This window comes from Rubrivivax sp. JA1055 (assembly GCF_020966565.1).
In the GTDB taxonomy this organism is placed as follows: Bacteria; Pseudomonadota; Gammaproteobacteria; order Burkholderiales; family Burkholderiaceae_C; genus Rubrivivax; species Rubrivivax benzoatilyticus.
Window position 1 is genome coordinate 58,035 of sequence record NZ_JAJKFP010000006.1, and the last position, 26,332, is coordinate 84,366.

The following is a 26,332-nucleotide window of genomic DNA, read 5'->3' on the forward strand; positions in this document are numbered from 1 at the left end:
AGGGGCGGGCCGGTGAGCGTCACCGGGAAGTCTAGTGCCCGCCCGATCAGGAATACCTAGAACAGGGGATTGTCAGGCTTCACTCGGTTTGCTGGTGGTAGGCGGTGACGCGGTCGACCTCGTTGCGCGAGCCCAGCATCACCGACACGCGCTCGTGCAGCTTGCACGGCACGACGTCGAGGATGCGCTCGCGGCCGTTGGTTGCCGCGCCGCCGGCCTGCTCGACGAGGAAGGCCATCGGGTTGGCCTCGTAGAGCAGGCGCAGCTTGCCCGGCTTCTCGGGCTCGCGCTGGTCCCACGGGTACATGAAGATGCCGCCGCGCATCAGGATGCGGTGCACGTCGGTGACCATGCTGGCCACCCAGCGCATGTTGAAGTCCTTGCCGCGCGGGCCGGTCTTGCCGGCCAGGCATTCCTCGACGTAGCGGCGCATCGGCGGCGCCCAGTGGCGCATGTTGGACATGTTGATCGCGAATTCCTTCGTGTCCTCGGGAATGCGGATGTCCGACTGCGTCAGCACCCAGGAGCCGGTCTCGCGGTCCAGCGTGAAGGCGACGACGCCGTTGCCCACCGTCAGCACCAGCTGGGTCTGCGGGCCGTAGATGCAGTAGCCGGCCGCGGCCTGGTGCTTGCCGGGCTGCAGGAAGTCGTCCTCGCTGACGCCGCGCGTGTGGCCGACCTTGCGCAGCACGCTGAAGATCGTGCCGATCGAGACGTTGACGTCGATGTTGCTCGATCCGTCCAGCGGGTCGAACAGCAGCATGTACTCGCCCTGCGGGTAGCGGTTGGGCACGACGTGGATCGAGTCCATCTCCTCGCTGGCCATCGCCGCGAGGTGGCCGCCCCACTCGTTGGCCTCGATCAGCACCTCGTTGCTGATGATGTCCAGCTTCTTCTGCACCTCGCCCTGCACGTTCTCGCTGCTGGCCGAGCCGAGCACGTCGCCGAGCGCGCCCTTGTTGACGGCGATCGCGATGCGCTTGCAGGCGCGTGCGACGACCTCGATCAAGAGGCGCAGCTGGCCCGGGATCATCCCGTGCTCGCGCTGCTGCTCGACGAGGTACTGGGTCAGGCTGACGCGCTTCATTGCTGGGCCTCCAGCGCGCGGCCGAGCACCTCGCGCACGTCGTCGCTGAGGTCGGGCTTGGCGGCCACACGCGCCAGCGCCTCGCGCGCGGCGCTGCGGTAGGGCTCGGCCAGCGCCGTCCAGCGGTCCATCACGCGCGCCAGGCGGGCGGCCAGCTGCGGGTTGATCGGGTCGATCTCCAGCAGGCGCTCGGCCCAGAACACGTAGCCGGCGGCATCGGCGCGGTGGAAGGCGGCCGGGTTGTTCATGCACAGCTGGAAGATCAGGCTGCGTGCGCGGTTCGGGTTCTTCAGCGAGAAGTCCGGGTGCTTGAGCAGGGCCTTGGCGCGCGCGAACGAACGGCCGTGGCCGGCGCCGACCGGCTCGCTGGCCTGGGCCTGCAGCGCGAACCACTTGTCGACGACCAGCGGCTCGCCGCCGGCGATGGCGTGGAAGCGCTCCAGCGCCGGCTCGGCCAGCTCGGAGTGCGAGTGCACCAGCGCGGCCAGCGCGCCGATGCGGTCGGTCATGTTGCTGGCGTCCTTGACACGCTGGTAGGCGCGGCCCGGCCACACCGGGTTGCCGCTGCGCACGGCGTGCAGGCACAGCATGGCGAGCGCCAGGTTGGCGAGCGCGCGGCGGCCGGCCTGGGACGGCGTCGGCGCGTAGCCTTCGTGCACCAGGTTGGCCTCGAAAGCCTCGGCCCAGTCGGCGTGCAGCGTGCTGGCCAGCTGTTCACGGAAGTGCTCGCGCACGGCGTGGATGCGCTGCGGGTCGAAGGTGGCCAACTGCTCGGCGACGTAGCCCTCGCTGGGCAGCGTCAGCGCCAGTTCCTTGAAGGCCGGGTCGAGTGCCGGGTCGCGCAGCACGGTGCGCATCGCCTCGACGAAAGCCTCGTCCAGCGTCACCGGCGCGGCCTGTTCGACCGCCGCCAGCAGGCGCGCCAGCGCCAGGCGCTGGCCGGCTTCCCAGCGGTTGAAGGCGTCGCTGTCGTGCGCCAGCAGCGTCAGCAGCTCGGCGTCGCCCAGGCCGTCGTCCAGGATCACCGGTGCGCTGAAGCCGCGCAGCAGCGACGGCACCGGCTCGGCGTCGACGTCCTCGAAGACGAAGCTCTGCTCGGCGCTGTCGAGCACCAGCAGGCGCTCGGCGGCCAGCGTGCGGCCGTCGCGGCCCAGCAGCGCGGCCAGCACCGGGATCACGAAGGGCTGCTTGGTCGGCTGGCCGGGCGAGGGCAGGGCGGACTGGGTCAGCGTCAGCGTGTAGCGGCGGGCTTCGGCGTCGTAGACGCCACGCGCCTTCAGCCGCGGCGTACCGGCCTGCGAGTACCAGCGCTTGAAGGTCTCCAGCCGCGTGGCGAGCTCGCTGCCGGGGTTGGCGTCGGCGATGGCCTGGGCGAAGTCGTCGCAGGTCACGGCCTGGCCGTCGTGGCGCTCGAAGTACAGCGTGATGCCGCGCTCGAAGCCTTCACGGCCCACCAGCGTCTGCATCATGCGCACGACTTCGGAGCCCTTCTCGTAGACGGTGGCGGTGTAGAAGTTGTCGATCGCGGCGTAGCTGTCCGGGCGCACCGGGTGCGCCATCGCGCCGGCGTCCTCGGGGAACTGGCTGGCGCGCAGCGCACGCACGTCCTCGATGCGCTTGACGGCGCGCGCGGAAGGCGAGCCGGCCATGTCCATCGAGAACTCCTGGTCGCGGAAGACCGTCAGACCTTCCTTCAGCGACAGCTGGAACCAGTCGCGGCAGGTGATGCGGTTGCCGGTCCAGTTGTGGAAGTACTCGTGGCCGACGACGCTCTCGATGCCGGCGAAGTCGACGTCGGTCGCGGTGGCGGGGCTGGCCAGAACGAACTTCGTGTTGAAGATGTTCAGGCCCTTGTTCTCCATCGCGCCCATGTTGAAGTCCTCGACCGCGACGATCATGAAGCGTTCGAGGTCCAGCGGCAGGCCGAAGCGGGCTTCGTCCCAGACCACCGAGGCCACCAGCGAGGCCATCGCGTGCTCGGTCTTGCCGAGGTCGCCGCGGCGCACGAAGACCTGCAGCAGGTGCTCCTTGCCGGCGCGGGTGCGGATCTTCTGCTCGCGGCAGACGAGATCGGCGGCGACCAGCGCGAACAGGTAGCTGGGCTTGGGGAAGGGGTCGTGCCAGACGGCGAAGTGGCGGCCGCCGTCCAGTTCACCCTGCTCGACGAGGTTGCCGTTGGACAGCAGCACCGGGTACTTCTTCTTGTCGGCGCGCAGCGTCACCGTGTAGACCGCCATCACGTCGGGACGGTCGAGGAAGTAGGTGATGCGGCGGAAACCCTCGGCCTCGCACTGCGTGAAGAAGCCGCCACCCGAGGTGTACAGGCCCGACAGCTGGGTGTTCTTCTCGGGGCTGCAGGTGTTGCGGATCTCGAGCACGAACTGCTCGCCGGCCGGCGGGTTGTCGATGACGAGCAGCTTGTCCTCGTGGCGGAACGAGACGCTCTCGCCGGCGGCCATCACGCGCAGCACGGTGATGTCCTCGCCGTGCAGCTTCAGCGGCTGCGGCTCGGCGGCCGGGTTGCGCTCGATGTGCAGCTTGCTCGAGACGATGGTCTTGACGGGGTCCAGGTCGAAGCAGAGCTCGACCTTGCGGATCCAGTACGCCGGGGCGGCGTAGTCCTGGCGGTGCACGACGGTGGCGGGGCCTTCACGCATGGTGGGGTTCTCGCGGGATGAAAGTGGTCGGGTCGACGCCAACGAAATCGGGAATCGTGGCGAGGAGGTTCGGATGGCCGTCGAAGGCGCTCGGCGGCAGGGTGGTGGCCAGCGCCACGGCGTCCATGCCGGCGCGGCGCGCGGCTTCGACGCCCAGCGGCGCGTCCTCGAAGACGAGGCAGTCGGCCGCGGCGACGCCCAGGCGGCGCGCGGCCTCGACAAAGATGTCCGGGTGCGGCTTGCCGCGCAGGCCGTCGGCGGGGCTGGCGACGGTGTCGACGAGGCGGTCCAGGCCGAAACGCTCGAAGACGATCCGCAGGTTGGCCGCCGGCGACGCGGTGCAGACGGCGAGCTTGAAGCCCGCCGCGCGCGCCTGCTGCAGAAAGGTCTGGGCGCCGGCGACGTACTGCAGCGCGCCGGCCGCGGCTTCGCGGTACAGCGCTTCCTTGCGTTCGGCCAGCGCCGCGCGTTCGGCCGCCGGCATCGCCGGGAACAGGCCCGAGAGGACCTCGTCGTTGGCGCGGCCGGCCGTGGCCTGGAAGAAGCCGGCGTCGTCGAACGGCAGGCCCAGCTCCGCGTGCCAGCGGCCCCAGGCCTGCTGGTGGATCGGCATGCTGTCGAGCAGCGTGCCGTCCATGTCCAGCAGCAGCGCGGCGTAGCGGCGCGCCGCCATCACAGGCCCTGCTTCAGGCTGGCCTCGATGAACGGGTCGAGGTCGCCGTCGAGGACCTTCTGCGTGTTGCTGATCTCCACGCCGGTGCGCAGGTCCTTGATGCGGCTCTGGTCGAGCACGTAGCTGCGGATCTGGTGGCCCCAGCCGACGTCGGTCTTGCTGTCCTCGAGCTTCTGCTGCGCTTCCATCTGCTTGCGCATCTCGTGCTCGTAGAGCCGGCTGCGCAGCATGGCCCAGGCCTCGTCGCGGTTGCGGTGCTGCGAACGGTCGTTCTGGCACTGCACGACGATGCCGGTCGGGATGTGCGTCAGGCGCACCGCCGAGTCGGTCTTGTTGATGTGCTGGCCGCCCGCGCCCGAGGCGCGGAAGGTGTCGGTGCGCACGTCCGCCGGGTTGATCTCGATCTCGATCGAGTCGTCGACCTCGGGGTAGACGAAGAGGCTGGCGAAGCTGGTGTGGCGCCCGCCCGCGGAGTCGAACGGGCTCTTGCGCACCAGGCGGTGCACGCCGGTCTCGGTGCGCAGGTGGCCGAAGGCGTAGTCACCCTCGATCTTAAGCGTCGCGCTGCGGATGCCGGCCACGTCGCCTTCGGTCTCTTCCATGACCTCGGCCTTGAAGCCCTTCTTCTCGCAGTACTTCAGGTACTGGCGCAGCAGCATGCTGGCCCAGTCGCAGGCCTCGGTGCCGCCGGCGCCGGCCTGGATGTCGATGAAGCAGTTGCTCGGGTCCGCCGGGTTGGCGAACATGCGGCGGAACTCCAGCCGCTCGACGATCTCGCGCAGCGCGTGGGCCTCGGCCTCGATCGCGGCGATGCCGTCGAAGTCCTCGTCGGCCTTCGACATCTCGTAGAGCTCGAGGTTGTCGGACAGGTTGCTGGCGAGGTGGTCGATCGTGCCGACGACGTCTTCCAGCGACTTCTTCTCGCGCCCCAGTTCCTGGGCGCGCTTGGGTTCGTTCCAGACGCTGGGGTTCTCCAGCGCGGCATTGACTTCGTTCAGCCGCAGAGCTTTGCGGTCGTAGTCAAAGATACCCCCGGAGCTGCTCGGTGCGGGCACTCAGGTCGGCGAGCAGCGTGCCGATCGAGTTGATGTGTTCGATGTCCATGTGTCTTCTTGGGTTTGGCGCCCAGCGGGCGCAAACAGCCATTTTCTCATGCCGATGTGCACAGGCACGCATCGGGATCTGCCGGAGATCCCCCGAGGAACGAGACCAGCCGCCGCGCCAGCGCCTCGGGCTGGTCGTGGTGCACCATGTGGCCGCAGGGCGCGAGACGCTCGCGTTCCAGCTGCGGCACGACGGCCAGGCGGGACTCGAAGTCCTCGCGCGGGTAACGGTGGCCCCACCAGGTCTCGAACTCGCCGCGGTCGCCTTCGACGAAGAGCAGCGGCGAGGTGATGCGGCGCCAGGTCGCCACCGCCTCCTCGCGCCGGTACAGCACCGGGTTGACCCGTTTGTGCGCCGGGTCGGCGAGCAGCCGCCGGCGGCCCTCTGGCGTCGGCGCCGACCACTGCGTCGCCAGCCAGGCCGCCTTGTCGGCGGGCAGCAGCGGGTTGTTCTTCCTCAGCCGCGCGGCGACCTCGGCGAGGCCGGCGTAGTCGCGCAGCACCGGCGCCGTCTTCAGCTCGTCGAGCCACTGCACGAGGCGCGCCGGTGCGTCCTCGGGCGTGGTCGCCGGCAGGCCGTAGCCTTCCAGGTTGACGAGCCGGCGCACGCGCTGCGGGCGCAGCGCGGCATAGCTCATCGCGACGTTGCCGCCCATGCTGTGGCCGAGCAGGTCGACGGCGCCTTCGGGCGCCAGCGCGTCGAGCAGCGCGTCGAGGTCGGCCAGGTAGTCGGGGAACCAGTAGGTGTCGGTCGGCGGCGCCTCGGTCAGGCCGAAGCCGCGCCAGTCGGGCGCGAAGATCTGGCGCTCGATGCCCTCGGCCTCGGCCAGCGCGTCGACCAGAAACTGGAACGAAGCGCCGCAGTCCATCCAGCCGTGCAGCAGCACCAGCGGCCGCGTGCCGGCCGGCGCGCTGTCGCCCCAGCGGCGGACGTGGCAGCGCAGGCCGCGCAGCGCGACGGTCTCGGCAGCGGGCAGGCGGCGTGGCGTGTAGCAGGCGGTGTCCATGCGGCCGATGCTAGGCGCCGCGCGGCCGGCGCGCCGGTCCTGCACGCGACAATGCCGCCATGACCACGCCCGCCTTCTCCCTGCGCCCGGCCGAGCGGCGCGACTTGCCGGCCATCACCGCGCTGATCCGCGAACTCGCCGAGTTCGAACGTCTGTCCCACGTCTGCCAGGCCACGCCGGAGGCGCTGGAGCCGCATCTGTTCGGCGAACGCCCGGTGGCCGAGGCGGTCGTCGCCGAAGGCGGCGGCGAGGTCATCGGCTTCGCGCTGTTCTTCACCAACTTCTCGACCTTCATGGCCCGGCCCGGGCTGTACCTGGAGGACCTGTACGTGCAGCCGGCCTGGCGCGGCCACGGCATCGGCCAGGCGCTGCTGGAGCACCTGGGCGCGCTGGCGGTCGAGCGCGGCTGCGGCCGCTTCGAGTGGAGCGTGCTCGACTGGAACGAGAACGCGATCGGCTTCTACCGCCGCATGGGCGCGACGGTGCTGCCCGACTGGCGCATCTGCCGCGTCAGCGGCGAGGCGCTGCAGCGCTTCGCGCGCTGATCAGGCCAGCGCCAGCTGCATCAGCTCGTCGGCCGTGAACTCGCGGCCGAAGGCGTGGTCGCCGACGACGCCGGAGACCGTGTGCACACGCTCGGCGGTGTCGACACGCTGCGGCGCCGGCAGCGGCCGGCCGCCAGGGCCGATCAGGCAGGCGACGATCGGTGTCGCCACCGTCGGCCCGCGGCCGACGACGACGCCCATCGCGCCCGACACCAGGCGCACGAAGCAGCCCGGCGGGTAGATGCCGAACTCCTTGACCAGCGCCAGCGTCATCGGGTGGCCGGGGTCCTGCATGAACATCTGGCGCCCGGCGACGTCGGCGGCCAGCGCGCCGCGGTGGCCGCGCGCGGCGAGCTTGGCGGTGTAGGTGTCCACGCGCCGCACCAGCGAGGCGATCTCGCCGACCTCGCGCATGCCGGTGGGGTAGCCGCTGCCGTCCTCGGCCTCGTGGTGGCGCTCGACGGCCTGCAGCCAGTGGCGGTCGGTGATGCCGGCCTGCTCCAGCATCTCGCGCCCGCGCAGCGGGTGGCGCAGCAGCGCCGCGTGCTGCGCCGGCGTCAGCGGCGTGCGCTGCTCGGCGAGTTCGCCCTGCAGCTCGAGCATCGCCAGGTTCATCGTCAGCGCGACCTTGAACGTGCGTTCGAGCGCCTCGGCGTCCCAGTGCAGCCGGCGCGCGACGAGGTAGGCAGTGATCGCCGCGCCGACCGAGCGCCGCACGCCGTAGGCCGCGCGGTCGCCGCCTTCCTGGCGCAGCACCTGGAAGATCGCCAGGTCAGGGTCGCGTTCGATCAGCGCCAGCACCGGCTGCGCGGCGCCGTCCAGCGCATCGCGAAAACCCGGCGCCGGCGTGGCCTGCAGCACCTCGGCGACGCGGCCCAGGCCGTCGCGCCAGAAGCTCGGCAGCTGCTCACGCGGCAGCTGCGCCAGGCGTTCGCGGTCGCCGAGCAGCTCGGTCAGGTCGACGAGCGCGCCGCGTTCGAGCAGCGCCTGCAGCTGCGCCGGGGTCGCGACGCGGTGGCCGCGCGCCAGCAGCAGCGTGAGGTCGGCATTGCGCACGTTGAAGGGCAGCGGCTGGCCGACCTGGATGCGGTGCGCGACGGTGGCGAGAGCGGTGTAGGACATGGGGGTCCGGTGTGTTCTTCGGCCGCGGCACTGACGGGCAGCCTGGGCCTGCTCTGGAGGCATTTCGGCGCCGCGCCGCCGAACTTGACCGTTCTCGGTGTTGAACCGGGTTCGCGCCGCGACGGGCTGCTCCTAAGCTGGGCCGATGCACGACACCGTCCCGGGCGATTCCACCGATTTCCATGATTTCCTGCACCGCGCCTGGCGCTGGCAGGTGCCCGACGAGTTCAACATCGCCCAGGTCTGCTGCACGCGCTGGGCCGCCAGCGGCCGCAACGCGCTGCGCTGGGAAGACGAGGGCGGCGCCGCGGGGACGCTGGGTTACGCCGAGCTCGAGGCCCAGGCGCGGGCTTTTGCCGCCGGGCTGGCGGCGCGCGGGGTGGGGCGCGGCGACCGCGTCGCGATCGTGCTCGCCCAGCGCCCCGAGACCGCCGTCGCGCAGATGGGCGTGGCGATGCTGGGCGCGGTGGCGATGCCGCTGTCGGTGCTGTTCGGTCCCGAGGCGCTGGCCTGGCGCCTGGCCGACAGCGGGGCGCGTGTGGCGGTGGCCGACGAGGCGACGCTCGCGCACCTGCTGCGCCTGCGCGCCGAATGCCCGGCGCTGGAGCTGATCGTCGGCGTCGGCCCGGCCGAAGGCGACGCCGACTGCGGCTGGCGTGCGCTGCTGGCGGGCGGCGCGGCCGGCTTCGAGCCCGCGCGCACGCGTGCCGACGATGCCGCGGTGCTGATCTACACCAGCGGCACCACCGGCCCGCCCAAGGGCGCGCTGATCCCGCACCGCGCCCTGCTGGGCAACCTGCCGGGTTTCGTCTGCAGCCAGAACGGCTTCAGCGGCGAGGCGGTGTTCTGGAGCCCGGCCGACTGGGCCTGGACCGGCGGGCTGATGGACGCGCTGCTGCCGACGCTGTTTTTCGGCCGCGAGATCGTCGCCTTCCGCGGGCGCTTCCAGCCCGAGCGCGCCTTCGAGCTGATGCAGCGCCACGGCGTCACGCACACCTTTCTGTTCCCGACGGCGCTGAAGGCGATGATGAAGGCGGTGCCCGCGCCGGCCGAGCGTTATGCGCTGAAGCTCGAAGCCGTGATGAGCGCCGGCGAAGCCGTCGGCGACGCCGTCTTCGCCTGGTGCCGCGACGCGCTGGGCGTGCCGGTCAACGAGATGTTCGGCCAGACCGAAATGAACTACATCGTCGGCAACTGCGCGCGCAGCGTCGACGAGGCCGGCCGCGCCGTGCCCGGCTGGCCGGCGCGGCCCGGCAGCATGGGCCGCGCCTACCCGGGCCACCGCGTCGCCGTGATCGACGACGACGGCCGCGAATGCCCGCCCGGCGTGCCCGGCGACGTCGCGCTGCACCGGCTGGACCGTCATGGCGACCCGGACCCGATCTTCTTCCTCGGCTACTGGCGCAACGAGGCCGCGACACGCGCCAAGTACACCGGCGACCCGGCGGCCAGCTGGTGCCGCACCGGCGACACCGCGGTGATGGATGCCGACGGCTACCTCTGGTACCAGGGCCGCAGCGACGACGTCTTCAAGGCCGCCGGCTACCGCATCGGGCCGAGCGAGATCGAGAACTGCCTCGTCAAGCACGCGGCGGTGGCCAACGCCGCGGTCGTGCCCAAGCCCGACGCCGAGCGCGGCGCGGTGGTCAAGGCCTACGTCGTGCTGGCGCCGGGCGTGCAGGGCGACGAGGCGCTGGTCGGCGAACTGCAGCAGCACGTGCGCGAGCGCCTGGCGCCGTACGAGTACCCGAAGGAGATCGAGTTCATCGACGCGCTGCCGATGACGACCACCGGCAAGGTGCAGCGCCGCGTGCTGCGGCTGCAGGAGGAGGAACGGGCGCGCCGGGGCGGGTGAGGCGCGGGGCGCGGAAGACAACGGAAGACGGGGTCAGGAAGACGGGGTCACAGGAAGACGGGGTCACAGGAAGACGGGGTCAGGTCCCGCAGGACCTGACCCCGGACTGCCTCGGCCTGCCTCGGTTCAACGGGGTCAGGTCTCGCGAGACCTGACCCCGGCCTTTCCGGACTGCCTAGGACCTGACCCCGGACTGCCTAGCAGGGCCCGACCAGCTTGGGCGGCAGGCGAGACGCGTTGTTGAACGGGTCGAGCACGGTGGCCTGCGAGTCCTTGACGAGGATGCAGTCGTTTCCACGACGGAAGCGCCGGCTGCCGTCGGGCAGCCGTTCCTCGGTCCAGTCCTTCTCCAGCGTCTTGGCGATGCGCGCTTCCAGGCTCAGGCGCCGGGTGTTGGCGCGCGGGTCGTCCAACGCCGGCGAGCGTTCGACGCGCCCGGCGGGGCCGCTCGGCAGCGTGAGCTGAAGCGGCGCCGGCTCGGCCGGCTGGGGCGCCGCGGCCTCGGCTTGGGCAGGTGGCAGGGCCATGGTGGCCGGCGCCTGCAGCACCGGCGCGGGACGGGTGACGGGCAGCGCGGCGTGCGCTGGCGCGGCCTCGCGTGCCGGTGCAGGTGCCGGCTCGAGCAGCAGGCGCAGCCAGGTGACCGATGCCGTCTGCGGGTTCGCCAGACGCTCCACAGGCGGCGCGAGTTTCAACAGGCCGGCGATCAGCAACCCGTGTGCGGCGAGCGCCAGCGCCAGGCCTCGGTGGCGCCGGCCACGCGCCGGCGTGGCGAAGGTGGTCTCCAGGGCAGCAACGCTCATGGCCGGCGATCGTAGGTCACCCGCGGACGGTGCCCGTGCCGCGCCTTTGGCACACTTCCACCATGGAAAGAACGACTCTCGGCCTCGGCGGCCCGCGCGTCTCGCGCATCTGCCTGGGCACCATGACCTTCGGCGAACAGGTGGGCGAAGCCGACGCCCACGCCATCCTCGACCGTGCCGTCGAACTCGGCATCGACTTCCTCGACGCTGCCGAGATGTACCCGGTGCCGGCACGCGCCGAGACCCGAGGTGCGACCGAGGCCATCATCGGCCGCTGGCTGGCGGCGCGGCCCGGGCTGCGCGATCGCCTGGTGATCGCCACCAAGGTGGCCGGGCCGTCGCGCAACATGGACTGGATCCGCGGCGGCGCGCTCGACCTGGCGCCGGCCGACATCGTCGCCGCCTGCGACGCCAGCCTGGCGCGGCTGCAGACCGACGTCATCGACCTCTACCAGATCCACTGGCCGAACCGCAACGCGCCGATGTTCGGCGGCCTGTACTTCGACCCGGCCAAGGACCGCGAGCAGACCGGCATCCGCGAGCAGCTCGAAGCGCTGGCCGGCCTGGTGAAGGCCGGCAAGGTGCGCCACGTCGGCCTGTCCAACGAGACGCCGTGGGGGCTGCTGGAGTTCGTGCGTCTGGCCGAGCAGCACGGCCTGCCGCGGGTGGTCAGCGTGCAGAACCCGTACGCGCTGGTCAACCGCAGCGTCGACAACGGCCTGGACGAGGCGCTGCACCGCAGCGGTGTCGGCCTGCTGGCGTATTCGCCGCTGGGTTTCGGCGCGCTGACCGGCAAGTACGACGCCACCGGCTTCGAGGCCGCGCCGGCGGCCACCGGCCGCCTGGCGCAGTTCGCCAGCATGCGTTTGCAGCGCTGGGCGCGTGACGAGGCGCTGGTCGCGGCGCGCGAGTACAACGCGCTGGCGCGCCGCCACGGCCTGACGCCCACGCAGCTGGCGCTGGCCTTCTGCTACCGCAGCTGGCGCGTCGCCAGCACCATCATCGGTGTCACCAGCATCGCCCAGCTCGAGGAGGACGTCGCCGCCTGGTCGGTCGAACTGTCGCCCGAACTGCTGGCCGAGATCGACGCGATCCGCTGGCGCCACCGCGACCCTGCCCAGTGAGCCCATGGCCAAGAAGAACGCCCACGTCAGCGAGACGCCGGCGACGCAGTTCCTGCGCCGCGCCGGCATCGAGTTCAGCGAACACGTCTACGACTACGTCGACCACGGCGGCACCGCCGAGTCCTCGCGCCAGCTCGGCGTGGCCGAGCACGAGGTCGTGAAGACGCTGGTGATGCAGGACGAACACGCCCACCCGCTCGTCGTGCTGATGCACGGCGACCGCCAGGTCAGCACGAAGAACCTGGCGCGCGAGATCGGCGCCAAGTCGGTCGAGCCCTGCAAGCCCGAGGTCGCGCAGCGCCACAGCGGCTACCTCGTCGGCGGCACCTCGCCGTTCGGCACGAAGAAGACGATGCCGGTCTACGTCGAGGCCAGCGTGCTGGAGCTGCCGCGCATCCTGATCAACGGCGGCCGCCGCGGTTTCCTCGTCGGCATCGACCCGCGTGTGCTGCCCGGCGCCGTCGGCGCCCGGCCGGTGCACTGCGCGCTCGCCGGCTGATCAGCCGGCCATCGCCGCCGACAGCGCCTCGGGCGTCACCGGCTTCATCAGCAGCGGGATGCCGTCGGGCAGCGGCCCGAAGCGCTCCAGCGACGCGCCGGTGTGGCTGGTCGCCAGCACGATGCGCATCTTCTGCGTCGCCGGGTTCTCGCGCAGCTTGCGGATCATCTGCAGGCCGTCGAGGCCAGGCAGGTCGATGTCGGTGATCAGCCAGTCCGGCACGTCGCGGCCGGCGTCCAGCAGCGCGGTGAAGCCGTCGGCAAAGACGCGCAGCCGGGCGTCGGGGCGCAGGTCCGACAGGTGCGACTCGATCAGCGCCGCGGTCACCGGATCGTCCTCGACCAGCATGATCGACTCGACGCCGTCGGCGGCCTCGAAACGCGCACGCCGTTCGGCGACCATGCGTTCGACCGCCTCGGCGTCGAGGCGGCGATGCCCGCCCATCGTCTTCCAGGCCGGCAGGTGACCGGCGTCGACCCACTTCTGGATCGTCTGTGGCGATACCCCGAGGCGCTCCGCCGCCTGGGCCGTCGTGATTGTTTTTCGTTGCATTCGGCGCTGCCGGGTTGTCGTCGAAAAATGGGCTCTCGGGGCATCCTCCCGCCCGATGACATGGCTCCGGGGCGGCAGTCCCCGGCCTGTCGTCATATCTTCGCGAGCCTGGCGCCGATCATCTCACGAATGACGGGAGGGTCGACGCGCCGGGCGAGTGGATTCAGCAAACAATGTACCCGCCCCGGCCGGCTCGCGCTGTCGCCGCGGCGTCGGCGTCGTGCGGGGAGCGGGGCCGCCGGCGACCTTACACTTGCGCCCCATGTTCTCGCTTCCTGCGGCGGCCGCGATCCTGGCCGCCTACCTGCTCGGTTCCCTGTCCTTCGCCGTCCTGGTCAGCCGCACGATGGGGCTGGCTGACCCCCGCAGTTACGGGTCGGGCAATCCCGGCGCGACCAACGTGCTGCGTTCGGGCAACAAGAAGGCGGCGCTGATGACGCTGCTGTTCGACGCGCTGAAGGGCTATCTGCCGGTGCTGGCCGTCGTGCTGTTCGGCGCGCGCTGGGGCCTGGCGCCGACGGTCGCGGCCTTCGTCGGCCTCGCGGCCTTCGTCGGCCACCTGTGGCCGGTGTTCTTCCGCTTCCAGGGCGGCAAGGGCGTGGCCACGGCGGCCGGCGCGCTGCTCGGCCTGAACCCGGCGCTCGGCGCCGCGGTGCTGGCGGTCTGGCTGCTGGTGGCCTTCACGACGCGCTACTCGTCGCTGGCCTCGATCGCCGCCGCGTTCTGCGCGCCGCTGGTGCAGGCGCTGGTCTGGGGTGTCGACCTCTCGATGCTGGCCATCGTCGGCATGAGCCTGCTGCTGGTCTGGCGGCACGAGGGCAACATCCGCAAGCTGCTGGCCGGCACCGAGTCGAAGATCGGCCAGAAGGCGGCGCCGGCGGCCTCGCACACCAAGGCGTCGGCGCATCCGCCGCGCCACCTCCACACCTCGCAACCCAAGTCCGGCCACGGCCGGAAAGGACACCGCAAATGATCCAGCGCTTCGACGTCGGCCCGCGCCTGTCGGAAATGGCCGTGCACAACGGCGTCTGCTACCTCGCCGGCCAGGTGGCCGCCGACGACACGCAGGACATCGCCGGCCAGACGCGCCAGGTGCTGGCGGCGATCGACGCGTTGCTGGCGCGCGCCGGCAGCGACAAGTCGCGCCTGCTGATGGTGCAGATCTTCATCGCCGACCTGGCCGACTTCCCGGCGATGAACGAGGTCTGGGAAGCCTGGCTGCCGGCCGGCGCCGCGCCCCCGCGGGCCACCGTGCAGGCCGCGCTGGCGCGCCCGGGCTGGAAGGTCGAGCTGGTGGTCACCGCCGCGCTCTGACACCGTGGTGTCGCACCGGCGCACACATCTGCTTGCAGATCGCTGAATCCGCAACGGCTTAAGGCGCCCGGGGGAGGGTCGTAGATCGGGGCATGCACCCCGTGAACACCTCCCGGCATCTCGTCGCGCTGGCCTGTCTGCTGGCGCTGGCCGCCTGCGGTGGCGGCTCCGACGGCGATGATGCCGCCGCAGCCGACGCGGCTGCCGTCGACGCTCTCGCCGACAGCGAACTCGCCGCCGCCTCGGCGCTGCTGGACACCCGCTCCGACGCGCTCGCCTGGGACGCAGCCGACGCCGCGCCCGATGCCGATGCCGATGCCGATGTCGACACCCAGGTCTCCGGCGACACCGCCGCCGCCCGGGTGACGGCGGCGGCCTTGCGGCGCCCGAAGGCACCGGCAGCGCCGCCCCCGCCGGCCACCAGCGCGACGCTGTCCGACGCCGAGCGCATTGCCGCGGCCAAGGCCACGGCCGCCAGCACCCGCAACGCTTGCGCCCAGGCACGCCCGTTCTACTGGGAGATCGGCAATGCCGCCGGCCGCCAGGTCAGCGGTTCGGTGGCCGACGCCGGGACGACGGCACCCAAGTCGACGCTGCCGATCAGCATCGCGTCAGCCTCGAAGTGGCTGTACGGCGGCTACGTCGCGCAGCTGCGCGCCGGGGCGCTGACGGCCAGCGACCGCAAGTTCCTGTCGATGACCTCCGGCTACGCTTCGCTCGGCAGTTGCAGCGGCCTGGCCAGCGTCGACGCCTGCCTCGCGTCGGGCAGCAACGGCGTGTACACCCCGGCCTACGACGGCCTGTTCAAGTACGACGGCGGCCACATGGAGAAGCACGCCAGCCTGGTCGGCCTGGGCGCGCTGACGACCAAGGCGCTGGCCACCGAGTTCAAGGCCAAGCTGGGCAGCGACATTGCGCTGTCGTTCTCGCAGCCGCTGATGGCCGGTGGCGCGGTGATCTCCACGGACGCCTACGCGCTGTTCCTGCGCAAGATCCTCGGCGGCAAGCTGCAGATGAAGTCGCTGCTCGGCAGCGGCCCGGTTTGCACCAACCCCGCCACCTGCGCCAGCGCGGTGTACGCGCCGCTGCCGCTGAGCGAGAGCTGGCACTACTCGGTGGGCCACTGGGTCGAGGACGACCCGAAGGTCGGTGACGGCGCGTTCAGCAGCCCGGGCGCCTTCGGCTTCTACCCGTGGATCGACGCGACGAAGACCCGCTACGGCATCGTCGCGCGCGTGGCACCCAACGGCGCGCTCGGTTCGGTGAACTGCGGCCGGCTGATCCGCTCGGCCTGGGCCAGCGGCGTCGCGCAGTAAGTCAGAGCCCCAGGCGCGACAGTTCGCCGCGGCCCTGGCGCACCAGCACCGGCTCTTCGGCCGTCATGTCCAGCACCGTCGTCGGCTCCATCGGGCAGGCGCCGGCGTCGATGATCGCCGGCAGCAGCTTGCCCAGGCGGTCCTGGATCTCGTCGACGTCGTTCAGCGGCTCGTCGTCGCCCGGCAGGATCAGCGTCGTCGCCAGCAGCGGCTCGCCGTAGGCGGCGAGGAGGTCCTGCATGACCTGGTGGTCGGGCACGCGCAGGCCGATCGTGCGCCGCGAGGGGTGCGACACGCGCCGCGGCACTTCCTTCGTGGCGTCGAGGATGAAGGTGTAGGGCCCCGGCGTGCCGAGCTTCAGCAGCCGGTACTGGCGGTTGTCGACACGCGCGTAGTTGGCGAGTTCCGACAGGTCGCGACACAGCAGCGTCAGCAGGTGCTTGTCGTCGATGCCGCGCAGCCGGCGCAGCTGTTCGGCGGCGGCCTTGTCGTCGAGCCGGCAGACGAGCGCGTAGCTCGAGTCGGTCGGCACGGCGAGCACGTCGCCGCCGCGCAGCAGCTCGGCGGCCTGCTTCAGCAGCCGCGGCTGCGGATTGTCGGGATGGACCTCGAAACGCAGCGTCACCGGCTCTCCTGCGTCAGCCGACGACGACCGGGATCTTGCCGATCTTCGCCTGCCATTCCTGCGGCCCGGTCTGGTGGGCGCTGGTGCCGCCGGCATCCACCGCCACCGTCACCGGCATGTCGACGACGTCGAACTCGTAGATCGCCTCCATGCCCAGGTCGGCGAAGCCGACGACCTTGGCCGCCTTGATCGCCTTGGACACGAGGTAGGCGGCGCCGCCGACGGCCATCAGGTAGGCGCTCTGGTTGTCCTTGATCGCCTGGATCGCCACCGGGCCGCGTTCGGCCTTGCCGACCATCGCGATCAGGCCGGTCTTCTCCAGCATCATGCGGGTGAACTTGTCCATGCGCGTGGCCGTCGTCGGGCCGGCCGGGCCGACGACCTCGTCGCGCACCGGGTCGACCGGGCCGACGTAGTAGATGACGCGGTTGGTGAAGTCCACCGGCAGCGGCTCGCCGCGTTCGAGCATGTCCTGGATGCGCTTGTGCGCCGCGTCGCGGCCGGTGAGCATCTTGCCGCTCAGCAGCAGCGTCTGCCCCGGCTTCCAGCTCGCCACCTGCGCCGGCGTCAGCGTGTTCAGGTCGACACGTTCGCTCTTGTTGTAGTCGGGCGCCCAGTGCACGTCGGGCCACAGGTCCAGGCTCGGCGGCTCCAGGAAGGCCGGGCCCGAGCCGTCGAGCACGAAGTGCGCGTGGCGCGTCGCGGCGCAGTTCGGGATCATCGCGATCGGCTTGCTGGCGGCGTGCGTCGGCCAGGTCTTGATCTTGACGTCGAGCACCGTCGTCAGCCCGCCCAGGCCCTGCGCGCCGATGCCCAGCGCGTTGACCTTCTCGTAGAGCTCGATGCGCAGCTCTTCCAGCTTGTTGGCCGGGCCGCGCTGCAGCAGCTCGTGCATGTCGATGTCGTCCATCAGCGACTCCTTGGCGAGCAGCGCGGCCTTCTCCGCGGTGCCGCCGACGCCGATGCCCAGCATGCCCGGCGGGCACCAGCCGGCGCCCATCGTCGGCACGGTCTTGAGCACCCAGTCGACGATCGAGTCGCTGGGGTTGAGCATGTAGACCTTGCTCTTGTTCTCGCTGCCGCCGCCCTTGGCGGCCACCGTCACGTCGACCTTGTCGCCGGGCACGACCTCCATGAAGACCACGGCCGGCGTGTTGTCGCGGGTGTTCTTGCGCTCGAAGATCGGGTCGGCCAGCACCGAGGCGCGCAGCTTGTTGTCCGGGTGGTTGTAGCCGCGGCGCACGCCTTCGTCGACGGCGTCCTGGATCGAGCCGGTGAAGCCTTCCCACTTCACGTCCATGCCGATCTTCAGGAACACGTTGACGATGCCGGTGTCCTGGCAGATCGGGCGCTTGCCTTCCGCGCACAGCCACGAGTTCGTCAGGATCTGCGCGATCGCGTCCTTGGCCGCCGGGCTCTGCTCGCGCTCGTAGGCGCGTGCGAGGTGGGCGATGAAGTCGGCCGGGTGGTAGTACGAGATGTACTGCAGCGCGGCGGCAATCGACTCGATCAGGTCGGCCTGGCGGATCGTCGTGGTCATGGGCGGGTCGTCCGTTGGGTCAGTCGTTGGCGTGCTGGGCGTGCACCATCACGCGGTCGGCGAGCGCGATCGCCAGCGCCGAGAACAGGAAGGCGATGTGGATCACGGTCTGCCAGATCAGCACCTTCTCCGAGTAGTTGGCGGCGTTGATGAAGGTCTTCAGCAGGTGGATCGAGCTGATGCCGATGATCGCCGTGGCCAGCTTCACCTTCAGCACCGAGGCGTTCACGTGGCTCAGCCACTCGGGCTGGTCGGGGTGGCCTTCGAGGCGCAGCCGCGAGACGAAGGTCTCGTAGCCGCCGACGATCACCATGATCAGCAGGTTGCTGATCATCACGACGTCGATCAGCGCCAGCACGACCAGCATGATGATCGTCTCGTTGAGGCCGGTGACCTCGGTCTCGCTCTTGTAGCCGATGTTCTTGACCAGCAGCTCGAGCGCGTGCTGGTCGCCGAAGGCCGCCTCGATGAGGTGGACCAGTTCGACCCAGAAGTTGAAGACGTAGACCGCCTGGGCGAGGATCAGCCCCAGGTACAGCGGCAGCTGCAGCCAGCGGCTGGCGAAGATCAGCGCTGGCAGGGGCCCCAGCTTCGGGACCGCGCCGGTGTTTTCAGGCTTCATGAGAGGGGGGAAGGGCGCGAATGCGCGATGACGTAAATTGTAGTTCGCGCCTTGAACGCGGACAGATCCGCTTCACGGCGCCGGACGGGAGAGTAAGCGGTTCGTAAGAGCCCTTGCCTACCTTCCGAGCCATCGGTCGACACCGAACCGAGCCATCAAATCTAGGAGACTGACATCATGTCGAGCGCCGACGCTCCCACCGAGTACTCCCTCTACCCGCCGCCGGCCGACGCCGTCGCTCGCGCTCACGTCTCCGGACAGGCTGCCTACGACGCGCTGTGCGCCGAGGCCGAGGCCGACTACGCGGGCTACTGGGCGCGTCTGGCGCGCGAGCTGATCAGCTGGAAGACGCCGTTCACGCAGGTGCTCGACGAGTCCGACGCGCCGTTCTTCAAGTGGTTCGCCGACGGCACGCTGAACGCCTCGTACAACTGCCTGGACCGCAACATCGAACGCGGCCTCGGCGACAAGACGGCGATCGTCTTCGAGGCCGACGGCGGCGAGGTGCGCCGCGTCAGCTACCGCGAGCTGCTGGCCATCGTCAGCAAGATGGCCAACGGCCTGAAGTCGCTGGGCGTGAAGAAGGGCGACCGCGTCGTCATCTACCTGCCGATGGGCGTCGAAGGCGTGGCCGCGATGCAGGCCTGCGCGCGCATCGGCGCCACGCATTCGGTCGTGTTCGGCGGCTTCTCGGCGCAGTCGCTGCGCGACCGCATCGAGGACACCGGCGCGGTGGCCGTCATCACTGCCGACCAGCAGCAGCGCGGCGGCAAGTCCCTGCCGCTGAAGACCATCGTCGACGAGGCGATCGCGCTGGGCGGCTGCGGCAGCGTCAAGCACGTCGTCGTGCACAAGCGCACCGGCGCCGACATCCCGTTCGACGCCTCGCGCGACCTGTGGCTGGCCGACCTCGTGGCCGGCCAGAGCGAGGTCTGCGAGCCCGAGTGGGTCGAGGCCGAGCACCCGCTGTTCCTGCTCTACACCAGCGGCTCGACCGGCAAGCCCAAGGGCGTGCAGCACAGCACCGGCGGCTACCTGCTGCACGCGGCGCTGACCACCAAGTGGACCTTCGACCTGAAGGAAGACGACGTCTTCTGGTGCACCGCCGACATCGGCTGGGTCACCGGCCACACCTACATCACCTACGGCCCGCTGGCGCTGGGCGGCACCGAGATCGTCTTCGAGGGCGTGCCGACCTTCCCGGACGCCGGCCGCTTCTGGAAGATGATCCAGGACCACAAGGTCAGCATCTTCTACACCGCGCCGACGGCGATCCGCTCGCTGATCAAGGCCGCCGAGGCGACCGAGGCGGTGCACCCGAAGAACTACGACCTGTCCTCGCTGCGCATCCTGGGTTCGGTCGGCGAGCCGATCAACCCGGCGGCCTGGGAGTGGTATCACAAGCACGTCGGCGGCGGCCGCTGCCCGATCGTCGACACCTTCTGGCAGACCGAGACCGGCGGCCACATGATCACCCCGCTGCCGGGCGTGACGACGCTGGTGCCGGGTTCGTGCACGCTGCCGTTCCCGGGCATCCAGGCGGCGGTGGTCGACGAGACCGGCAAGGACGTGCCCTGGGGCCAGGGCGGCATCCTGGTCGTCAAGAAGCCGTGGCCGAGCATGATCCGCACGATCTGGGGCGACCCGGAGCGTTTCAAGAAGAGCTACTACCCGGCCGACTTCCACGGCAAGTACTACCTGGCGGGCGACGGCGCGATCCGCGACCCGAAGACCGGCTACTTCACGATCACCGGCCGCATCGACGACGTGCTCAACGTGTCCGGCCACCGGATGGGCACGATGGAGATCGAGTCGGCGCTGGTCAGCCACACCGAGCTGGTCGCCGAGGCCGCGGTCGTCGGTCGTCCGGACGACACCACCGGCGAGGCGATCTGCGCCTTCGTCGTGTTGAAGCGCCCGCGCCCGACCGGCGACGAGGCCAAGAAGATCGCCAACGAGCTGCGCAACTGGGTGGCCAAGGAGATCGGCCCGATCGCCAAGCCCAAGGACATCCGCTTCGGCGAGAACCTGCCCAAGACGCGCAGCGGCAAGATCATGCGCCGCCTGCTGCGCTCGATCGCGCGCGGCGAGGCGATCACGCAGGACACTTCCACGCTCGAGAATCCGGCGATTCTCGATCAGCTGTCGCAGACGAACTGATCCCTCGGCCGGCGTGTGGAAAGGGGCTCCTCGGAGCCCCTTTTTCCTGTCCGCGTTCAGCGCATCGACAACACCCAGGCGGCCAGGCGGCGGGCCTCGTCGGGCGTGACCTTGGGGTTGGCCGGCATCGGCACCGGGCCCCAGACCTTGGCGCTGCCCTCGCGAATGCCCTGCGCCAGGCGCTGCGGCGCGTCGGCCTGGCCGGCGTAGCGCGCGGCGATGTCCCTGAACGGCGGGCCCACCCGCTTGGCGCTGACGTCGTGGCAGCCCATGCACAGGCGTTTGCGCGCCAGGTCCGCGTCGGCGCGTGCCGGAGTCGACGAGCACAGTGCGATTGCGCAAAGCGTCATCACGATGGCTCTCATCGACGGCTGAGCTTCGGCTACAGTCATCGTCAGCATGGTAGCGGGTCGCCGGAGAGCGAAGAATGTGGTTTCTGGTCATCGGGCTGGTGCTGCTGGGCCTGTCCCTGGCCGGCATCGAACCCGTCTCGGAGTGGCACTGGGCGTGGATCGCGCTGCCTTTTGGCGCGGCCGCGGCCTGGTGGGCCTTCGCCGACGCCTCGGGGCTGACGCGGCGGCGTGCCGAGGAGAAGATCGAGGAACGCAAACGTGCCCGGCGCCAGCGCGACATCGACGCGCTGGGGCTCAACCCGAACCAGCAGAAGCATGTGCACGAACTGCGTCGCGGGGGTTCTTCCGGCTCGGCCGGCAAGGAGCCGCGGCGGCGCGAGCCGGGTCTATGAGGGGCGAACGCACGTCACCGAGGTGACGGTCCGCCGGAACCGGGGGCCGACGCATGGGCGTCGGCCCTCGATTCCTTTTCCGGCCTGATTCACGCCCGCGTCAGGGTGGCCTTCGATGGCGACGGCACAATCGCCGCTCTCCGCCACGACGACACGAAAGGCCGCTCCCGATGCTGGTGCATCCGCAATTCGATCCGGTCGCGATCGCGCTCGGACCGGTCCAGATCCACTGGTACGGGCTGACCTACCTGGTCGCCTTCGGGCTGTTCCTGCTGCTGGCTCGGCTGCGCGCGGCGCAGCCGCAGTTCGTGCAGGCCGGCTGGACGAAGCAGGACGTCGAGGATCTGCTGTTCTACGGCGTCGTCGGCGTCATCGTCGGCGGCCGCGTCGGCTACGCGCTGTTCTACAAGCCGGGCGAGTACCTCGCCAACCCGCTGGAGATCCTGCAGGTCTGGAAGGGCGGCATGTCCTTCCACGGCGGGCTGCTGGGCGTCATCGGTGCGATGGCGCTGTTCGCGCACCGCAAGGGGCGGCCCTTCCTGCAGGTGACCGACCTCGTCGCGCCCTGCGTGCCCACCGGGCTGGCCTCGGGGCGCATCGGCAACTTCATCAACGGCGAGCTGTGGGGCCGCGCCGCCGACCCGTCGCTGCCCTGGGCGATGGTGTTCCCGCAGAGTGCCAGCCTGACGCCGCGGCATCCGTCGCAGCTCTACCAGTTCGCGCTCGAAGGGCTGCTGCTGTTCGTCGTGCTGTGGCTTTACGCGCGCCACCCGCGGCCCACCGGGCGTGTCTCCGGCGCCTTCCTGATCGGCTACGGCAGCCTGCGTTTCGTTGCCGAGTACTTCCGCGAGCCCGACAGCTTCCTGGGCCTGCTGGCGCTGAACATGAGCATGGGCCAGTGGCTGTGCGTGCCGATGGTGCTGGGGGGCGTGTTCCTGTGGGTCTGGTCGGGCCGGGCGGTAGGATCGGCGCGATGAGACAGATCTTCCTCGACACCGAAACCACCGGCCTGTCGGCCGTCGACGGCGACCGCCTGGTCGAAGTCGGCTGCATCGAGATGCTGAACCGGCGCCTGTCGGGCCGCACGCTGCACCACTACCTGAACCCGGAGCGCTCCAGCAACCCCGAGGCGGTCAAGGTGCACGGCCTGACCGACGAGTTCCTCGCCGACAAGCCGCTGTTCGCTGCCGTCGCCGACGAGTTCATCGAGTTCGTGCGCGACGCCGAGCTGATCATCCCCAACGCCGCGTTCGACGTCGGCTTCCTCGACGCCGAACTCACCCGTCTGGGCAAGCCGCGCCTGGTCGAGCTGGGCTGCACGATCACCGACAGCCTGGTGATGGCGCGCGAACTCTTCCCCGGCAAGGCGAACTCGCTGGACGCGCTGTGCAAGCGGCTGGAAGTCGACAACAGCAACCGTGCGCTGCACGGCGCGCTGCTCGACGCGGGGCTGCTGGCCGAGGTCTACATCCGCATGACGCGCGGCCAGGACTCGCTGGTCATCGACGACGCGCAAGAGGGCGGCACGGCCCTCGAGGTGGCGGCCATCGACCTGTCGCAGTTCACGCTGCCGGTGCTGGTGGCGAGCGACGAAGAAGCTGCCGCGCACGAGGCCGTTCTGGCCGAACTCGACAAAGCGAGCAACGGACGCACCATCTGGCGCCAAACCATGGCATAATGCGAGGCTCACCGGCGCTGATCGCTGTTCATCAGAGGTCAGGCCAGCCGGGCGGTTAGCTCAGCGGTAGAGCACTGCCTTCACACGGCAGGGGTCGCAGGTTCGAACCCTGCACCGCCCACCAAGAACATCAGCTGTACCAACGACTTGCGCCACCTTCGGGTGGCGTTTTCGTTTGCGGTGTCCAAATGCGGGCGCGGCTCGCTACCTTGCCCAGTACGTCGTTTCGTCTCGTGGCGTGGACGCTTGGTCGCGATTCAGGCGCTCTCTCGACCTTCATCGTCACAGTTCAGCGCGCCGAACGAACATGGTCCGGTCACCTTGGAGCCGGCGGTCTTCTGGGGAGCAACGTGCTGGACTTGCTCGGCGTGAGTGAGCTGGGCATCTGTGCCAAGTTCATCACGCCCGCCATCCGGGTCGCTGGATGGCAGCCTGCGCAGTTTCGGGAGCAAGTCAGGCCATGACTGCCGACTGCGGTGATGCCTCCATCACAGGGGACTCCCGACCCTCGCGTTGATCTTCGCTGCGATCTCCCTGCAGCGTGCCATCAATACCTCGAACGGCTCTGCATCGTCGAGCAGCAGGCCGTCCTCGACCATCAGCTGGTAGTCCTGGGCCAGGGCGCGCAGGGCCTCTCCGTCAGGCGCGAGCGTCAAGGCGCCGGTCACCGCTGCGCGATAGTCGATGGCGGTGCCGTCCGGCGCCGCTTCAGCAAAGAAGATGCTCTTGTGGAGCGAGACGGCCTGCGCCAGTTCTCGATCGGCGGCTGCCCTGTCGGCGAAGCCGGCGTCATCGAGCCTCGTCACGTCATGCCAGTGGCGGGCGAAGCGGGCACCGCTCCTGAAGCTCCCCTGGGCGCAGAAGACGTGGATGGCGGTGGCCTTCTCCCAGAAGGTGCGCTCGGGGCGCATCACTTGCGGCCTGGCGTCGGGAAAGCCGAGGCCGGGGACATGCTCGGCGGCGTCGCAACTCACCGGCCGCAACTCGTGAGGTTCCCCGGTCGACCGCGCACCGAACTCCAGCATCACCGACGGCCGCACATAGCCCGTGCCTTCGCCGAAGCTCTCGTAGTCGATGAAGATCTTCTCGCCTTCCGGGCGCACCGTCGCCCGCAGGCCTTGCGCGACGAGAGCGGCGGCCAGTTCGGGGGCGATCGAGTGGCCGACGAGATCGGCGAGCCGCTGGCGGATCGCCTTGCTCCACTTCTTCTCCTGGCTGCGCGAGGTGGGCCAGGGCGACTGCGCCGTCAGGTCCGGCGCGATGGCGCGGATGTCGTAGGTGAGGTCCACGTCCTCCGAGAAGCGCCGGATGACGCCGTAGGCCTTGGACAGGGAGGTGCCGCCTTTGAAGACCAGATGCCGGGCATGCGGCCCGTCGAACAGTTGCTTCAGGGCCCAGACGACCCAGAGATCCTTCTGCAGCAGGTGCAGCGGGCGCCCCGAGCGCTCCGCGGCGACGAGCAGCGCTTCATGCTGGTCGCCGCGCGCAAGCTCGAAGAAGTCAGGCACGGCTCAGCAGCGTGCTGACCTGGCTGGCGAGCCACGTGGGCAGCCGCGCTCGCGCCGCCGCGACAGCATGGAGCTCGGAGGCCGGCAGTTTCTTCTTCAGCTGACCGAGGGCCGCCGGCGCGCCCTCGGGGCCGGCCCAGGCCAGCGTCCGGATGGCCTCGCCTGCCGCACGCCCGGGGTAGAGCAGTTGCCAGGGCGGGGCATGTCTCAGCTCGACGGTCTGCGCACCGAGCCTGAGCTTGCGGCTGCGGCCCGAGGTCAGGAAGACCTGGCGCACCGGCACCTGGGTGCTCAGGCCCAGCGCATTGGCCGCTGCCGCGCCGTTGCCGACAACCGTCTCGCCACGTTGGCTGGCCCATTCCTGCACCACCTTCGCGGCTTCGGGTGCGCGGGGGCCGAACTTCCCCTTGACTGGCAGGACGTAGACGCCCCGGCCGGCCCGCAGCAGTTCGCCACTGCGGGCAAGCCGGGACAGCGCCTGGTCCACCGCCGCACGGCTGCCAAGGTGCAGCAGCTCCTTGGCCGACAGGCTGGCACCTTCCGGCAGCGAGGCGGCGTGTTCGAGGAGTTGCTGGGCGAGGTTGGACACGGTGGTTCCTTGGCTGTCAGAAGTTTTACTCGGTTTCTGACAGTTTGCAAGGGCGAGTGCCGTTGGTAGAGGTCGAAGGGTGATCGTTGACCTGATACGACGCCGCGCATGCAGCACCGCGCCCGCGGGCTATGCGCAGCTTCAACTCTCGACGCCGGGCCTGAGCGATGGGCCGGCTTCAACAGCCGCTCGCAGCGGCCTTAGCACTTCGCTCGCCCTTCAGGGAAGGCGCCGACGGCCGTGCTAACATGAACTGCAACAAGGCCTTCGCAAGGCCCGGGTCGCAGGTCCGAACCCCTGCATCGCCCACAGGATCACCACGCGACGCCACCTCCGGGTGGCGTCGTCGTTTCCGGTGCGCGGGTCCAACGAGTCTCGATGATGGTGAGTGATATTCAAGCCGGCCCCGCCTGCGGCCGCGTGACCCTGCTGGGCGCCGGCCCCGGCGACCCCGAACTGCTGACGCTCAAGGGCCTGAAGGCGCTGCAGGGCGCTTCGCTGCTGCTTTACGACGCGCTGGTCAGCGACGAGATCCTGGCGCTGGCGCCGGCGTCGGCCGAGCGGCTGTACGTCGGCAAGCAGGCGTCGCGGCACGCGCTGCCGCAGGACGAGATCATCGCCCTGATGCTGCGCCTGGCGCGCGAGGGCCGCTCGCTGGTGCGGCTGAAAGGCGGCGACGGCTACATCTTCGGCCGCGGCGGCGAGGAGGCGATCGCGCTGGCCGAAGCCGGCGTGCCGTTCGACGTCATCCCGGGCCTGAGCGCCGCGCAGGGCGCGGCGGCAAGCGCCGGCATCCCGCTGACGCACCGCGATCACGCCGCGGCGCTGGTCTTCGCCACCGGCCATCTGCGCGCCGACGGCCAGGGCATCGACCTGGACTGGGCGGCGCTGGCGCGGCCGCGGCAGACGCTGGTCATCTACATGGGCGTCGGCACGCTGGCGCTGATCTGCCGCGAGCTGGTCGCGCACGGTCTGCCGGCCGACACGCCGGCGGCGGTCGTCGAACGTGCCACGCTGCCCGACGAGCGCTGCATCACCGGCACCGTGACGACGCTGCCGCAGCTCGCGCTGGAGCAGCGGGTGCGCACGCCGGCGCTGATCGTCGTCGGCGGCGTCGTCGGCCTGCGGCCGCGGCTGCAGCGCAAAACTCCGGCTGCGCCGGACGCCGCCCCATAAAATCCGGCGCTTGCCTCGCCCAGGGTGTCTGC

General features: G+C 70.4%; 26 protein-coding genes and 1 tRNA gene. 13 read left to right on the forward strand and 14 right to left on the reverse strand.

The features are described from left to right. Positions 1 to 79: 79 nt before the first annotated feature. The 5 genes from LOC65_RS09715 to LOC65_RS09735 all read right to left on the reverse strand — a co-directional run bounded on the left by LOC65_RS09715 (position 80) and on the right by LOC65_RS09735 (position 6,527). Positions 80 to 1,087 (reverse strand): class 1 fructose-bisphosphatase, encoded by a 1,008-nt coding sequence (locus tag LOC65_RS09715; protein WP_009856389.1) that lies wholly within the window; start codon positions 1,085 to 1,087, stop codon positions 80 to 82. Beyond that, positions 1,084 to 3,744 carry an aminopeptidase N gene (gene pepN, locus LOC65_RS09720; RefSeq protein WP_009856390.1) on the reverse strand — a complete coding sequence of 887 codons (2,661 nt, stop codon included), beginning with the start codon at positions 3,742 to 3,744 and terminating at the stop codon, positions 1,084 to 1,086. The genes LOC65_RS09715 and pepN overlap by 4 nt, the downstream gene beginning before the upstream one ends. Next, a complete protein-coding gene (locus LOC65_RS09725) occupies positions 3,737 to 4,417 on the reverse strand; it encodes an HAD family phosphatase (protein WP_230247351.1) in 681 nt (226 codons plus the stop codon). The genes pepN and LOC65_RS09725 overlap by 8 nt, the downstream gene beginning before the upstream one ends. Further along, positions 4,417 to 5,521 (reverse strand): peptide chain release factor 2 gene (prfB, locus tag LOC65_RS09730; protein WP_138938793.1). Its coding sequence is split into 2 segments (ribosomal slippage): positions 4,417 to 5,439 and positions 5,441 to 5,521, totalling 1,104 coding nucleotides; the frame shifts between segments, so codons are not numbered across the junction. Before prfB ends, LOC65_RS09725 begins: the two co-directional genes overlap by 1 nt. Positions 5,522 to 5,567: 46 nt before the next feature. Beyond that, positions 5,568 to 6,527: an alpha/beta fold hydrolase gene (locus tag LOC65_RS09735; protein WP_230247352.1), complete on the reverse strand. Its 960-nt coding sequence runs from the start codon at positions 6,525 to 6,527 to the stop codon at positions 5,568 to 5,570. Positions 6,528 to 6,586: 59 nt separating this feature from the next. Here LOC65_RS09735 and LOC65_RS09740 point away from each other — a divergent pair, with 59 nt between their 5' ends. Beyond that, entirely contained in the window at positions 6,587 to 7,072 is a 486-nt protein-coding gene (locus tag LOC65_RS09740) for a GNAT family N-acetyltransferase (RefSeq protein ID WP_009856394.1), read from the forward strand. Here the strand turns inward: LOC65_RS09740 and LOC65_RS09745 are convergent, their stop codons facing one another. Further along, positions 7,073 to 8,194 (reverse strand): HD-GYP domain-containing protein, encoded by a 1,122-nt coding sequence (locus tag LOC65_RS09745; RefSeq protein WP_230247353.1) that lies wholly within the window; start codon positions 8,192 to 8,194, stop codon positions 7,073 to 7,075. A 145-nt stretch (positions 8,195 to 8,339) separates the two neighbouring features. On the opposite strand from LOC65_RS09745, the gene LOC65_RS09750 reads away from it, so the two are divergent. Further along, positions 8,340 to 10,049: an acyl-CoA synthetase gene (locus LOC65_RS09750; RefSeq protein WP_230247354.1), complete on the forward strand. Its 1,710-nt coding sequence runs from the start codon at positions 8,340 to 8,342 to the stop codon at positions 10,047 to 10,049. A 197-nt stretch (positions 10,050 to 10,246) separates the two neighbouring features. Here the strand turns inward: LOC65_RS09750 and LOC65_RS09755 are convergent, their stop codons facing one another. After that, positions 10,247 to 10,852, reverse strand: a complete 606-nt coding sequence (locus LOC65_RS09755) for a hypothetical protein (RefSeq protein WP_230247355.1) — start codon at positions 10,850 to 10,852, stop codon at positions 10,247 to 10,249. Positions 10,853 to 10,914: 62 nt separating this feature from the next. Between LOC65_RS09755 and LOC65_RS09760 the strand changes: the two genes are divergently transcribed. After that, positions 10,915 to 11,976, forward strand: a complete 1,062-nt coding sequence (locus LOC65_RS09760; protein WP_230247356.1) for an aldo/keto reductase — start codon at positions 10,915 to 10,917, stop codon at positions 11,974 to 11,976. A gap of 4 nt (positions 11,977 to 11,980) precedes the next feature. Beyond that, positions 11,981 to 12,475: a Cys-tRNA(Pro) deacylase gene (gene ybaK / locus LOC65_RS09765; RefSeq protein WP_009856398.1), complete on the forward strand. Its 495-nt coding sequence runs from the start codon at positions 11,981 to 11,983 to the stop codon at positions 12,473 to 12,475. Here the strand turns inward: ybaK and LOC65_RS09770 are convergent, their stop codons facing one another. Next, positions 12,476 to 13,027 carry an excisionase family DNA-binding protein gene (locus tag LOC65_RS09770; RefSeq protein WP_164963603.1) on the reverse strand — a complete coding sequence of 184 codons (552 nt, stop codon included), beginning with the start codon at positions 13,025 to 13,027 and terminating at the stop codon, positions 12,476 to 12,478. It lies immediately after the preceding gene. Positions 13,028 to 13,289: 262 nt separating this feature from the next. Here LOC65_RS09770 and plsY point away from each other — a divergent pair, with 262 nt between their 5' ends. From plsY to LOC65_RS09785, 3 genes are all read left to right on the forward strand, one after another. After that, on the forward strand, positions 13,290 to 14,000 hold the full coding sequence (plsY, locus tag LOC65_RS09775; protein ID WP_009856400.1) for a glycerol-3-phosphate 1-O-acyltransferase PlsY: 711 nt from the start codon (positions 13,290 to 13,292) through the stop codon (positions 13,998 to 14,000). After that, positions 13,997 to 14,341 carry a RidA family protein gene (locus LOC65_RS09780; protein ID WP_009856401.1) on the forward strand — a complete coding sequence of 115 codons (345 nt, stop codon included), beginning with the start codon at positions 13,997 to 13,999 and terminating at the stop codon, positions 14,339 to 14,341. The genes plsY and LOC65_RS09780 overlap by 4 nt, the downstream gene beginning before the upstream one ends. A 92-nt stretch (positions 14,342 to 14,433) precedes the next feature. Continuing rightward, entirely contained in the window at positions 14,434 to 15,657 is a 1,224-nt protein-coding gene (locus LOC65_RS09785; RefSeq protein WP_230247357.1) for a hypothetical protein, read from the forward strand. 1 nt (position 15,658) lies between these two features. Here LOC65_RS09785 and LOC65_RS09790 read toward each other — a convergent pair whose 3' ends face one another. From LOC65_RS09790 to LOC65_RS09800, 3 genes are read right to left on the reverse strand one after another with little or no spacing between them, the layout of a single operon-like run. Beyond that, complete coding sequence (locus LOC65_RS09790) at positions 15,659 to 16,282, reverse strand: L-threonylcarbamoyladenylate synthase (RefSeq protein ID WP_230247358.1); 624 nt, start codon at positions 16,280 to 16,282, stop codon at positions 15,659 to 15,661. A gap of 13 nt (positions 16,283 to 16,295) precedes the next feature. Next, positions 16,296 to 17,822: a fumarate hydratase gene (locus LOC65_RS09795; RefSeq protein WP_230247359.1), complete on the reverse strand. Its 1,527-nt coding sequence runs from the start codon at positions 17,820 to 17,822 to the stop codon at positions 16,296 to 16,298. Between the two features lie 19 nt (positions 17,823 to 17,841). Further along, complete coding sequence (locus LOC65_RS09800) at positions 17,842 to 18,444, reverse strand: TIGR00645 family protein (protein WP_009856405.1); 603 nt, start codon at positions 18,442 to 18,444, stop codon at positions 17,842 to 17,844. Positions 18,445 to 18,621: 177 nt separating this feature from the next. On the opposite strand from LOC65_RS09800, the gene acs reads away from it, so the two are divergent. Continuing rightward, positions 18,622 to 20,604 carry an acetate--CoA ligase gene (gene acs, locus LOC65_RS09805; RefSeq protein WP_009856406.1) on the forward strand — a complete coding sequence of 661 codons (1,983 nt, stop codon included), beginning with the start codon at positions 18,622 to 18,624 and terminating at the stop codon, positions 20,602 to 20,604. 56 nt (positions 20,605 to 20,660) lie between these two features. Here the strand turns inward: acs and LOC65_RS09810 are convergent, their stop codons facing one another. Further along, positions 20,661 to 20,954, reverse strand: coding sequence for a c-type cytochrome (locus tag LOC65_RS09810; RefSeq protein WP_230247360.1), 294 nt, complete (start codon positions 20,952 to 20,954; stop codon positions 20,661 to 20,663). A 77-nt stretch (positions 20,955 to 21,031) separates the two neighbouring features. Between LOC65_RS09810 and LOC65_RS09815 the strand changes: the two genes are divergently transcribed. The 4 genes from LOC65_RS09815 (at position 21,032) to LOC65_RS09830 (ending at position 23,151) form a co-directional block, all read left to right on the forward strand. After that, positions 21,032 to 21,349 (forward strand): TIGR04438 family Trp-rich protein, encoded by a 318-nt coding sequence (locus LOC65_RS09815; protein ID WP_009856408.1) that lies wholly within the window; start codon positions 21,032 to 21,034, stop codon positions 21,347 to 21,349. A gap of 170 nt (positions 21,350 to 21,519) precedes the next feature. After that, on the forward strand, positions 21,520 to 22,326 hold the full coding sequence (lgt, locus tag LOC65_RS09820) for a prolipoprotein diacylglyceryl transferase (RefSeq protein WP_230247361.1): 807 nt from the start codon (positions 21,520 to 21,522) through the stop codon (positions 22,324 to 22,326). Further along, the gene (dnaQ, locus tag LOC65_RS09825; RefSeq protein WP_230247362.1) at positions 22,323 to 23,027 is read left to right on the forward strand and encodes a DNA polymerase III subunit epsilon; all 705 of its coding nucleotides are present in this window, start codon (positions 22,323 to 22,325) and stop codon (positions 23,025 to 23,027) included. Before lgt ends, dnaQ begins: the two co-directional genes overlap by 4 nt. Positions 23,028 to 23,076: 49 nt before the next feature. Then, positions 23,077 to 23,151: transfer RNA gene (locus LOC65_RS09830), tRNA-Val, on the forward strand. Positions 23,152 to 23,515: 364 nt separating this feature from the next. On the opposite strand, the gene LOC65_RS09835 is transcribed toward LOC65_RS09830, so the two are convergent. Both LOC65_RS09835 and LOC65_RS09840 read right to left on the reverse strand, forming a co-directional pair. Then, the gene (locus LOC65_RS09835; protein WP_230247363.1) at positions 23,516 to 24,535 is read right to left on the reverse strand and encodes a nucleotidyl transferase AbiEii/AbiGii toxin family protein; all 1,020 of its coding nucleotides are present in this window, start codon (positions 24,533 to 24,535) and stop codon (positions 23,516 to 23,518) included. Beyond that, positions 24,528 to 25,124, reverse strand: a complete 597-nt coding sequence (locus LOC65_RS09840; protein ID WP_230247364.1) for a DUF6088 family protein — start codon at positions 25,122 to 25,124, stop codon at positions 24,528 to 24,530. The genes LOC65_RS09835 and LOC65_RS09840 overlap by 8 nt, the downstream gene beginning before the upstream one ends. A 378-nt stretch (positions 25,125 to 25,502) precedes the next feature. On the opposite strand from LOC65_RS09840, the gene cobA reads away from it, so the two are divergent. Beyond that, entirely contained in the window at positions 25,503 to 26,300 is a 798-nt protein-coding gene (cobA, locus tag LOC65_RS09845; protein ID WP_230247365.1) for a uroporphyrinogen-III C-methyltransferase, read from the forward strand. Positions 26,301 to 26,332 lie beyond the last annotated feature (32 nt).